The organism is Micromonospora sp. NPDC049114 (genome assembly GCF_040648635.1).
GTDB lineage: Bacteria > Actinomycetota > Actinomycetes > Mycobacteriales > Micromonosporaceae > Micromonospora.
Map to the genome: position 1 here is coordinate 332,909 of NZ_JBEZEA010000002.1, position 11,010 is coordinate 343,918.

Sequence of the window (11,010 nt, forward strand, 5' to 3'; positions counted from 1 at the left end):
CGGGCTCGGTGGGATGCAGGGGTCCGAACGTTAGCGTTCACATCCGTGTCCGGCATGTTACGGCCCACCGACCCACGAATTCAAGATGATGACTGTAGTCGTACGCCGTACACCTCTGTACGAAGCCGGGAGGGCGGGTGCCGTGAAGGGGATACGGTAGGGCGTGCCACCTCGTGTTATCGATAACACCCAGCGAAGACGGCGAGGCCGGTGTCCCCGGGTCGGCGCACCCAAAACGGGATGCGCGCCGAGGGCGTCGCTGGTGGAATCTCGGGATGAAGCATGATCTTGTGAGTCCCCCGAAGGCACGACCGGGTGACCGCATCGCGGTCCTGTCGCCGTCCTTCGCCGCTGCCGGCGCCTATCCCGAGATCCACGAGCAGGCCATGCGACGGCTCGCCGACCTGACCGGCCTCGTCCCGGTCGAGTACCCGACCACCCGCACGGTCGGCGCGAGCGCGCAGGCACGCGCGGCGGACATCAACGCCGCATTCGCCGATCCCCGGGTACGCGCCATTCTCGCCGTCATCGGCGGCGAGGACCAGATCACTGTCATCCCCCACCTGGACGCCGATCTCGCCCGCGCCGACCCGAAGCCGTTCCTGGGCACCAGCGACAACACCAACCTGCACCAGTGGCTCTGGGGGCTCGGCATCGCGAGCTTCTACGGCGGGTCCTCCCAGGTGCACCTCGGCGCCGGTCCCGCCGTGGACGACATCCACGCCCGGTCGCTGCGGGCCGCGCTCCTCACCGGCGAGCGGTTGGAGATCACCGATCCGGGTGAGTCCGAGGACATCGGAATCGACTGGGCCGACCCACGGGCGTTGCAGTCGTTCGGCGAGCGCGAACCGACGGAGCCGTGGAGCTGGTACGGGCCGCGCCGCACGGCCACCGGCCCCGCCTGGGGTGGGTGCCTGGAGGTCCTGCAGTGGACCCTCACGGCGGGACGCTTCCCGTTTCCTCCGGAGGTCCTGCGCGGCGGTGTGCTGATCATCGAGACGTCGGAGGAACTCCTTCCCGCCCGCGAGGTCGGTTGGATCGTCCGCGCGATGGGTGAACGCGGTCTCCTCGGCGCCGTCGACGCGGTCCTGGTCGCCCGTCCCCCGGTCTCCGACCACACCCGCCGGCCCGCCGCCGAACAGCGGACGCGCCTACGCGAGGAGCAGCGCGACACGGTCGTCGACGTGGTGAGCCGCTACAACCCGGACGCGGTCGTCTGCGTCGGCGTCCCGTTCGGCCACACCAGGCCGCAGTGGATCCTCCCCCACGGCGGCCCGATCACCGTGGACGGTGTGGAGCGCCGGATCATCGCCGACTACCGATGACGCGTCCCGACCGGCGGACGGACCCGCAGAGCCGGCCGGGACGCGGACGGCGCGTCAGCGGTTCGGGGCGTGGGCAGCGCGTCAGCGGCCCGGGGCGTGGGCGGCCAGCGGATTCGTGAGGGTGCCGACGAACTGGAGGGCGGCCGACGGGTCCGTCAGGTCGATCATCTGTTGGTTGTCGCGCAACTGGAGGCGGTTGAGGCAGGACAGCGCGAACTCGGGGGCGAACAGGTCGTAGTGGCGGACCCGTTCGGCCAGGTGCGGCACCCGCTCGAAGTAGTCGGCGGCGCAGGCCGCGACAGTGCCCCAGAAGGCGTCCTCGGTGAGCACGCCGGCCTCGACCAGCACCGCGCCGAGGTGCCGCAGGAAGCAGTCCACCACGTCGGTGAAGATGGTCAGCAGCTTGGTGTCGTCGGGCACGTCGACCCGGATCCGCTCCACCTCCGGCGGAAGCTCGACGTCGGCGCTGAGCACCGCGATCTCCTCGGCGATGTCCTTGAAGATCACCCGTTGGACGGTGTCGTGCTCGTCGAGGACCAGGATGACGTTCTCGCCGTGCGGCATGAAGGCCAGGTCGTGGGCGTAGAAGCTGTGCAGCAGCGGGGTCAGGTAGGCGTCCAGGTAGCGGCGCAGCCACACCTCCGGCGCCAGGCCGGACCTGTCGATCAGCGCCGCCGCCAACGAGCCGCCGTCGTCGTCGACGTGCAGCAGCGCGGCCATCGTGGACAGCCGCTGCCCCGGGGCCAGGCCGGGCACCGGGCTCTCGCGCCACAACGCGGCAAGCATCTTGCGGTACGGGGAGGTGCGCTCGGTGGCCGCCTCGTACTGTCGGTGCCGGTAGCCGACCGCGGCCCGCTCCCGGATGACGGTCAGGCCCGACCCGGTCAACACCTCGTCGCCGGCGATCAGGTCGGCCAGCCAGTCGTTGATGGCGGGGGTGGCGGCCATGTACGCGGCCGACAGCCCGCGCATGAAGCCCATGTTCAGCACCGACAGCGCCGTCTTGACGTAGTGCCGGCGCGGCTCGGTGACGTTGAAGAAGGTGCGGATGGACTGCTGCGCCAGGTACGAGTCCGGCCCGGGACCGAGGTGCACCAGCCGACGCTGGGCCAACTCCCCCGCGAACGTCACGGCCAGCTTGTTCCACCACTGCCACGGGTGCGCCGGGATGAGGTGGTAGTCGGCGAGGTCCAGGCCGAGGTCGGCCATCGTGGCGGCGAACCGCTCCCGGGTCCCGGCGTCCAATTCGCCGGCGATGAGCGCGTCGTAGTCCAGGTCGGCGGCGCTGCTGAACGTCGAGTGGTCCCGGTGCGCGGCCAGCCACTCCAGGCGCACCGGGGTGGCGGCCTCGGGGGCGTACCTGTGGTACTCGTCCACGCCGAAGCCGAGCCGGCCGTTGTTGGCCACGAAGCAGGGATGCCCCTCGGTCATCGACGTCTCGATGGTCTGGAAGTCCGCCCCGGCCAGCTGGGCGGCGCTCGGCAGAGACCGGGCCAGCTTGTACGCCGTACCGGCGAGGGTGGAGGTGATCTCCTCCAGATAGACCGGGAGCACCCGCGCGGACAGGCCGAGGGTGCCGCGCAGCTCGACGATCAGGTCCACGGCGTCCGGCGCCAGCGCGGCGCCGTCCCGGTGCCGGGTGATGCTGTCGGCGTCGACCTGCCAGTGGGCCAGGGCGAGCACCCGGGCGACGAACCGGTACGTGACGGCGCCGTCGTCGCTGCGGACCTCGTACCACTGCCTGTCGTCGGGGCCCGGCACCGGCTCCGGGGTGAGCAGCCGTTCGTGGGCGAACTCGGCGAGCGCCTTGCGGACCAGCATCCGGTTGGCCCGCGCCCAACGCTGCGGGGTGAGGTGCGCGACCGGGTCGCCGGGGGCGGCGTGGCCGGCGACGGTCGGCGGGGTGGGGACGGCGGTGGTGGTCACGCCGGGGCTCCTTCTTCTCGGGTGGCGGCAGCAGGATCGGCGGCGGCGTTGAGCCCGGCGTGGCCGGCGGCGGCCTCGAACCGGGCGCGGGTGCAGACGCTGAGCAGCGCGTCCTTCTCCGGCTTGGCAATCGGGCCGACCACCTCGAAGCCGACGGCGGCGTTGAGGGCGTGCACTGCGGTGTTGCGGACGTCCGGCTCGACCACCACCCGCCGGGTCGCCGGGTCGGCGAAGAGCCACGCCATGACAGTGCGGATCACGGCGCGGGTGAAACCGTGCACGGGAGCGCCGGCGGGTGCGCACAGGAAGTGCATGCCCACGTCGCCGGGCTGGTGGTCGTACAGGCCGACCAGTTCGACGTGGGCCGGGTCGTAGCGCTCGGCCAGAAAGGCCGGGCTCCCCCGCCACAGGCCGAGGTACGCGTCGTGGTGCGGGTGCGCGGCGATGCGCCGGTACTCCTCGATCACCTGCGCCTCGTCGGCGTCCTGCATCAGCCAGAACGCCGCCTTCGGGTGGGTCACCCAGCCGTGCAGCAGCGGGGCGTCGGCCTCCGGATCGAGGGTACGCAGGGCGAACGCGCCGAGCCGGTCGTCGACGCGGGTGAAGACCACGCTCACGAGATCACCCCGAACTCCTGGAAGGTGATGCTCTTCTCGATCGGGTAGTGCTCCCGGCCGAGCAGCTCGCGGATGATCCAGGAGTTGCGGTACGCGCCCATGCCCAGATCCGGTGAGGTGATGCTGTGCGTGTGGGTGCCCGCGTTCTGCAGGAAGATGCCCCGCCCGCTGTGGTCGATGCTGTAGTTGCGGGCCACGTCGAAGCGGCCGTGCGCGTCCCAGCGGATCCGCTCGCGCACCGGGGCCAGGAACTTCGGCACCCGGTAGTGGTAGCCGGTGGCCAGCACGAGCCCCTCGGTGCGCAGGGTGAAGTCCCGCTCCTGCTCCACGTGCCGCAACCCGAGCGTGAACTCCCCGTCGCGGTGGGCGGCGTCGACCAGCTCGGTGTTGGTCAGCAGCCGGGTGCGCGCCGGCCCGTCGACGCTGTGCGCGTAGAGCAGGTCGAAGATGTCGTTGATCAGGTCGGCGTTGATCCCCTTGAACAGACCCTTCTGCTCGGCCTCCAGCCGGTAGCGGGTCGCCTCGGGCAGCGCGTGGAAGTAGTCCACGTAGTCCGGTGAGGTCATCTCCAGCGTCAGCTTGGTGTATTCGAGCGGGAAGAACCGGGGCGAGCGGGTGACCCAGTTCAGCTGGTAGCCGTACCGGTCGAGGTCGCCGAGCAGGTCGTGGTAGATCTCGGCGGCGCTCTGCCCGCTGCCCACCACGGTGATGCTGCGCTTGGTACGCAGCGCGTCCCGGTGCTCCAGGTAGCGCGAGTTGTGCACGGCGTACCCGCTCAGCCCGGCCACGGCGGCCGGCAGGTGCGGCGGAGTGCCGGTGCCGAGCACCAGGTGCCGGGCGCGGTAGGTGACGGTCTCGGACCCGCCAGTGGTGGCCCGCACCACGTACCGCTCGTCGGCGCTGTCGTACTCCACTGTGGTCACCGTCTGACCGAAGCGCAGGTTCGGCAGCTTCGCCGCCGCCCACCGGCAGTACGCGTCGTACTCGCTGCGCAGCGGGTAGAAGCTCTCCCGGATGTAGAACGGGTAGAGCCGGCCGATCCCCTTGAGGTAGTTGAGGAACGAGTACGGCGAGGTCGGGTCGGCGAGGCTGACCAGGTCGGCGATGAACGGGGTCTGCAACCGGGCCGACTCCAGCAGCATGCCCGGGTGCCAGGCGAGGCTCGGACGGGCCTCCAGGAACACCCCGTCCAGCTCGTCGATCGGCGCGGTGAGGCAGGCCAGGCCCAGGTTGTACGGGCCGAGCCCGATGGCGACGAAGTCGTGGGTGGACATCTTCTTCTCCAGGCGCGGGTTAGGGGTCAGCCGACGGGGCAGGTCAGGTCGGCGGCGAGGGTGTCGCGCACGTACCGGGTGGCGTGGCCGGCGATCAGTTCGAGCACCTGGCCGACGTCGTCGACTGTCGTGGCCGGGTTGAGCAGCGTGAACTTGAGGAAGTGCCGGCCGTCAACCCGGGTGCCGGCGACCACGGCGAGGCCGGAGGCGGCCAGCGCCTCCCGGGCGTACAGGTTGGCGGCGTCGGCCAGCTCGCGGCCCGGGCCGGTGGGCAGGTAGCGGAAGACCACGGTGCTCAACTGCGAGGGGGTCTCCACCTCGAAACGCGGGTCCTCGCTGACGAGCTGCCACGCCACGGCCGCGGTGTCGACCACCTCGTCGAAGAGCGCGCCGAGCGCGTCCGGGCCCATCACCCGCAGGGTCAGCCAGAGCTTGAGCGCGTCGAACCGCCGGGTGGTCTGCAGGCTCTTGTCGACCTGGTTGGGGATCTGCTGCTGCACCATCCGCGCCGGGTTGAGGTAGTCGGCGTGGTACGTGGCGTGCCGCAGCGCCCGCCGGTCGCGGACCAGCAGGGCGCTGGAGCTGACGGGCTGGAAGAACGACTTGTGGTAGTCGACGGTCACCGAGTCGGCCCGCTCGATGCCGTCGAGCAGGTGCCGGCGCGTCGACGAGACGAGCAACCCGCAGCCGTACGCGGCGTCGACGTGCAGCCAGACGCCGGCCGCCGAACAGATCCCGGCCAGCTCGGCCAGGGGGTCGATGGAGCCGAAGTCGGTGGTTCCTGCGGTGCCGACGACGGCCATCACCACCAGCCCGGCCTGCCGGCACCGGGCGATCTCGTCGTGGACGGCGGCGGGCTGGATCCGCCGCTGCGCGTCGGTGGGCACCGCGATCACCGCGTCCGGGGCGAGGCCGAGGAGCTTGGCCGACTTCTGCACGCTGAAGTGCCCGGCGGCGGACGTGAGCACACGCAGTCGGGGCAGCAGCTCCGTGCGGGCCGCCGGGGTGGTCGCGCCGGCGCACGCCTCCTCCCGGGCCAGCAGCAGCGCCTGGAGGTTGGACTGGCTGCCCCCGCTGGTGAACACGCCGTCGGCGTCCGGGCCGAGGCCGACCCGGGCGGCGGTCCAGTCGATCAGTCGACGTTCGATGAGCGTGGCGCCGGCGCTCTGGTCCCAGGTGTCCAGGGAGGAGTTCACCGCGCTCAGCACCGCCTCGCCGAGCAGCGCCGGGATGACCACCGGGCAGTTGAGGTGGGCCAGGTAGCGCGGGTGGTGGAACCAGACGGCGTCGCGCAGGTAGACGTCCTCCAGCTCGTCCAGGGCCGCGCCGGCGTCGCCAAGGGGCCGGTCCAGGTCGACGGTGCTCACGAGGGAGGCCAGCTCGGCCGGAGCGATGCCGGTGACGGGCCGGTCCACGGTGGCGACCCGGCGGGCGACGCGGTCGACGCCGTCGGCGATCGCCCGCCGGTACTGCTCGACCGAGCCGTCGTGCAGCAGCTGCGCCCGGGCCGCGGGCAGCGCGCCGGTCGGCACCGGTGGTGCGGCGGCTTGCGCCCCGGCCGGCACGGGCGGGTCGGTCTCGACGGGGTACGTCGGCACGGTCACGAAGATGTCCTCCACGTTCTCGACGATGGGCAGCCGGAACCCTCCCCCGGCGCGTCCGCGCCGGGGGCCGTGCTGCGTGTGTGGTGAGTCGCTACTCAGGCGGTGGCGCCGGCCAGCGCCTCGGCGCGCAGGTCCTCCTCGGACCGCCCGCGCCGCCAGTAGCCGGCGAAGGTCACCCGTCGACGGTCGAAGCCGCGCTCGCCGACCAGGTGCCGGCGCAGCGCCCGCACCGCGCCGGACTCGCCGGCGATCCAGGCGTACGGGGTGCCGGCGGGCAGCCGCGCGGCGCGCAGCGCGCTGACCAGCAGGTCACTGCCGGGTGCGGTGCTGCCGCGCACGATCCAGCGGATCTCCGCGGCGGCCTCGGTGGGCAGGTCGGTGATGTCCGCGGCGTCCGGGACCTCGATCCAGGCACGCACCCGGGTGCCGGCGGGCAGCCAGGCCAGGATCCCGGCGGTGGCCGGCAACGCCGTCTCGTCGGCCGCCAGCACCACGAGGTCGGTGTCGTCCGGCGGGCGGAAGCAGACGCTGCGGTTGTCGTACACCGCCGGGCCGAGCAGCAGCACCCGGTCACCGAACCCCGCCAGGCTGGCCCACCGGGAGGCGGGACCGGTGCCGCCGTGGCCGACGAAGTCGATGTCCACCTCGCCGGCCGCCGGGCGGTGCTCCCGGATGGTGTACGAGCGCATGACCGCCCGGACCTCCGGCGGGAGGGCCCGCCACGCGCCGAACCAGTCCTCGCCCCGCTCGACCGGGACGACCGGGGCGTCCTGCCCGGGTTGCGGCAGGAACAGCGAGACGCTCTGGTCCCGGCCGCCGCCGGCGAAGCCGGTCAGCTCCGCGCCGCCGAAGGTGACCCGGATCAGCGAGGCGCCGACCTGTCGGGCCCGCACGACGTGCGCGGCGAAGAAGCGGTACTGCAGGGCGACGGGTTCGACGGTGCTGGTACTCATGGCGTCAGCTGACCTTCTTCGCGTTCCGGATGGCGGTGGCGAGGTTCTCCAGCAGCGGCGCGGCGCCGGCGTACGAGAAGCGGGGCACCGCGTCCCACGGGGTCACCTGGTTGGCCCGTACGGCGGCCAGCTGCTGCCAGGTCGGCTTGGCGGTGAGGTCCTTGGGTTGCAGGGCGGTGCTGCGGTTGTCCAGCAGGATCAGGTCGGCGGGGAACTTGCCGGCGTTCTCCCAACTGAGCGCCTCGAAGTAGTCGCCGGCCTCGAGCTTGGTGGGGACCACGATGTCGACGCCCAGCTCGGCGAAGTACATGAGGTCGGTGCTGATCTTGGGGTTGGAGACGTAGAACAGGTCGGGGCTGCCGGAGCAGGCCATCACCTTGATGCCCGGGTTGGCCTTGACGGCCTGGCGGACGGCGTCGGCGGCGGCGTCGAAGCGGGTCTTCGCGTCGGTGACCTTCTTGGCCGAGAGGTCGGCGCCGAGCGACTGCGCCAGGGCGGCGTACCGCTCGATGGGCTTGGTCATCGGCACCCGGGCGGTGGTGACCGCCACGCTGGGCGCGAGCGGCAGGATCTTGTCCTTGCTCTCGTCCGGCACGTACCAGAGGGCGTCCGGGTCGTACATGTGGGTGACGAGCAGGTCGGGGCGCAGGGCCGCGTACTTCTCCAGGCTGAACTCACCCCACACGTTGCCGAGGATCTCGACACCCTCGATGTTCAGGTCGCCGGCCTGCGGGTCGGCGGTGCCGTCGGCCCGCTTGGTCTCCCCGAACACCCCGACAAGCTGCTTGTCGAGACCGAAGTCGACCAGTGCTGCCGCCACTCCCGTGAAGGCCACCACGCGCGTCGGGCGGGCCGCCGCCTCGATCTTCTTGTTGCGGTCGTCGGTGAACGACCAGGGGCCGCCAGCGTTGCTGTTGCCAGCGGGCTTGGCGGCGTCATCCTTGCCGCAGCCGGCGAGCAGCGCGGCCAGCGTGGCGGCACCGCCGGCGGCCAGCAGGCCACGACGAGAGAGGCGACGGGCGGAGAGTGCATCGGGCATGGTGTCGTCTTTCGATCAAGGGAAGGTCGGGGTCGACCGGGACAGCGGGGTTAGGTTAGCCTAACCTCGCTTGTTGTCAACAGCGGTTCGCCGTGTCGCCACACCCCCGGAGCCCACACTGGACGCCACACCCACCGTCACCGCACCGGCACCCTCCGTGCCGGACCGGTCGACGGCTCCTCACCCCAAGCGACACCGGGCGGCCCGCGCCGCCGGCCTGCTCGGCGCCGTCGCGCTGCTCGGCGTGATCCTGGTGCTCAGCATCGCGGTCGGCGCGAAGTCGTTGCCGCTCGCCGACGTCTGGTCCGGGTTGCTGCACCGCGACGCCGCCGAGTACGCGGTGGTGCACCGGATGCGCCTGCCCCGCACCCTGCTCGGGCTGCTCGCCGGCACGGCGCTCGGAGCGGCCGGCGCCGTGATGCAGGCACTCACCCGCAACCCCCTCGCCGACCCCGGGCTGCTCGGTATCAACGCGGGCGCGTCGGCCGCCGTGGCCACCGCCGCCTTCCTGGGCGTCACCGCCATCGGCGGGTACGTCTGGTTCGCGCTGCTCGGCGCCGCAGTGGTCACCGCGCTGGTCTACGCCGTGGGCGGCGGGCGCGGCGCCACCCCGGCCCGCCTCGCGCTGGCCGGCGCGGCGCTCAACGCCACCCTGTACTCGTTCGTGAGCGCGGTCATGCTGCTGGACACCGCCTCGCTGGACCGGCTGCGGTTCTGGACGGTCGGTTCGCTGGCCAGCGCGGACTCCGCGACCGTGACCCGGGTGGCGCCGTTCATCCTGGTCGGCCTGCTCGTCGCGCTCGGCGCGGCCCGTCCGCTGAACGCCCTCGCGCTCGGCGACGACGCGGCCCGGGCCCTGGGCGCCCGACCGGCCCTGATCCGGGCCGCAGTGATCGTCGCGGTCACCCTGCTCTGCGGCGCGGCGACCGCGGCCTGCGGCCCGATCGTCTTCGTCGGCCTGCTGGTGCCCCACCTGGTACGCGCGCTGACCGGGCCCGACCTGCGCTGGCTGCTGCCGTACTGCGCGGTGCTCGCGCCGGTGCTGCTGCTCGGCGCTGACGTGCTGGGCCGGGTGCTCGGCCGCCCCGGCGAACTCCAGGTCGGCATGGTCACCGCAGTGCTGGGCGGCCCGCTCTTTCTGTGGCTGGTCACCCGGGGACGGGTGGCGCACCCGTGAGCGCGCGCACCAGCAGTCCCGCGCGGCGAAGTGGAGCGGTGACGTGACCGTGATCCGTACCCCCGGTGGGTTGTCGGTCCGGTTCCGCCCCCGCGCCCTGGCCGTCGGCGTCGGCGCGGCGGTGCTCGCCGCCGGCCTCGGTCTGGTCGCGATGGGCAGCGGCGACTACCCGATGGGCCCGACCGACGTGCTGCGCACCCTGACCGGCGGCGGCAGCGCGGCGGAGCAGTTCATCGTGACCGAGCTGCGCCTGCCCCGGCTGGTCACCGCCCTGCTGGTGGGCGCCGCGCTGGCGCTGGGCGGCACGGTGTTCCAGTCGCTGGTCCGCAACCCGCTGGGCAGCCCGGACATCCTCGGCTTCACCCAGGGCGCGTCGACCGGCGCGCTGGTGGTGGTCGTCCTGGGCGGCGGCAGCCTGGCCCTGGCCGGCGCCGCGGTCGTCGGCGGGCTCGCCACCGGCCTGCTGATCTACGCGCTCGCCTGGCGACGCGGCGTGCACGGCTACCGGCTCGTCCTGGTCGGCATCGGCGTCGCAGCGATCCTCACCGGCGTCAACGGCTACCTGCTGACCCGGGCCCCGCTGATGGACGCCGCCCGCGCGGTGCTCTGGCTCACCGGCAGCCTGGACGGGCGGGGCTGGGCCAACGCCGGGCCGCTGCTCGCCGTCACCGCAGTGCTGGCGCCGCTGCTGCTCGTCGCCTGCGCCCCGGCGCTGCGGATGATGGAGCTGGGCGACGACACGGCCAACGCGCTCGGCGTGCCGGTCCGCCGGCTGCGCCTGGTGCTGCTCGCCGCGGCAGTGCTGCTGGTCTCGTTCGCGGCGGCGGCCGCCGGCCCGGTGTCGTTCGTGGCGCTCGTCGCGCCGCACGTGGCCAAGCGGCTGACCCGGGCGCCCGGCCCGAACCTGCTGCCCTCGATGGCGGTCGGCTCGGCCCTGCTGGTCGGCGCCGACCTGCTGGCCCAACGCGCGTTCACCGGGCACCAACTGCCGGTCGGCGTGGTGACCGGAGTGCTCGGCGGCGGCTACCTGGTCTGGCTGTTGGCTGTCGAACGCCGGGCGGGTCGGCTGTGAACACCCCTTTCGTCGAAGGAGCC

Annotated in this window: 9 protein-coding genes; 3 read left to right on the forward strand and 6 right to left on the reverse strand. The window is 72.7% G+C overall.

The window, feature by feature from the left end:
- Positions 1-275 precede the first annotated feature (275 nt).
- Complete coding sequence (locus AB0B39_RS09170; protein ID WP_357573954.1) at positions 276-1,325, forward strand: S66 peptidase family protein; 1,050 nt, start codon at positions 276-278, stop codon at positions 1,323-1,325.
- Between the two features lie 81 nt (positions 1,326-1,406).
- Here AB0B39_RS09170 and AB0B39_RS09175 read toward each other — a convergent pair whose 3' ends face one another.
- The 6 genes from AB0B39_RS09175 to AB0B39_RS09200 form a co-directional block, all read right to left on the reverse strand.
- The gene (locus AB0B39_RS09175) at positions 1,407-3,146 is read right to left on the reverse strand and encodes an IucA/IucC family siderophore biosynthesis protein (protein WP_357574372.1); all 1,740 of its coding nucleotides are present in this window, start codon (positions 3,144-3,146) and stop codon (positions 1,407-1,409) included.
- Between the two features lie 101 nt (positions 3,147-3,247).
- Positions 3,248-3,868 carry a GNAT family N-acetyltransferase gene (locus AB0B39_RS09180; RefSeq protein WP_357573955.1) on the reverse strand — a complete coding sequence of 207 codons (621 nt, stop codon included), beginning with the start codon at positions 3,866-3,868 and terminating at the stop codon, positions 3,248-3,250.
- The gene (locus tag AB0B39_RS09185; RefSeq protein ID WP_357573956.1) at positions 3,865-5,142 is read right to left on the reverse strand and encodes a SidA/IucD/PvdA family monooxygenase; all 1,278 of its coding nucleotides are present in this window, start codon (positions 5,140-5,142) and stop codon (positions 3,865-3,867) included. Before AB0B39_RS09185 ends, AB0B39_RS09180 begins: the two co-directional genes overlap by 4 nt.
- A gap of 26 nt (positions 5,143-5,168) precedes the next feature.
- Positions 5,169-6,707 carry an aspartate aminotransferase family protein gene (locus AB0B39_RS09190; RefSeq protein WP_357574373.1) on the reverse strand — a complete coding sequence of 513 codons (1,539 nt, stop codon included), beginning with the start codon at positions 6,705-6,707 and terminating at the stop codon, positions 5,169-5,171.
- Positions 6,708-6,841: 134 nt separating this feature from the next.
- Positions 6,842-7,699: a siderophore-interacting protein gene (locus AB0B39_RS09195; protein ID WP_357573957.1), complete on the reverse strand. Its 858-nt coding sequence runs from the start codon at positions 7,697-7,699 to the stop codon at positions 6,842-6,844.
- A gap of 4 nt (positions 7,700-7,703) precedes the next feature.
- The gene (locus AB0B39_RS09200; RefSeq protein ID WP_357573958.1) at positions 7,704-8,738 is read right to left on the reverse strand and encodes an ABC transporter substrate-binding protein; all 1,035 of its coding nucleotides are present in this window, start codon (positions 8,736-8,738) and stop codon (positions 7,704-7,706) included.
- A gap of 73 nt (positions 8,739-8,811) precedes the next feature.
- On the opposite strand from AB0B39_RS09200, the gene AB0B39_RS09205 reads away from it, so the two are divergent.
- Both AB0B39_RS09205 and AB0B39_RS09210 read left to right on the forward strand, forming a co-directional pair.
- Complete coding sequence (locus AB0B39_RS09205; protein WP_357573959.1) at positions 8,812-9,915, forward strand: iron chelate uptake ABC transporter family permease subunit; 1,104 nt, start codon at positions 8,812-8,814, stop codon at positions 9,913-9,915.
- A gap of 43 nt (positions 9,916-9,958) precedes the next feature.
- A complete protein-coding gene (locus AB0B39_RS09210; RefSeq protein WP_234582549.1) occupies positions 9,959-10,987 on the forward strand; it encodes an iron chelate uptake ABC transporter family permease subunit in 1,029 nt (342 codons plus the stop codon).
- Positions 10,988-11,010: the final 23 nt, after the last annotated feature.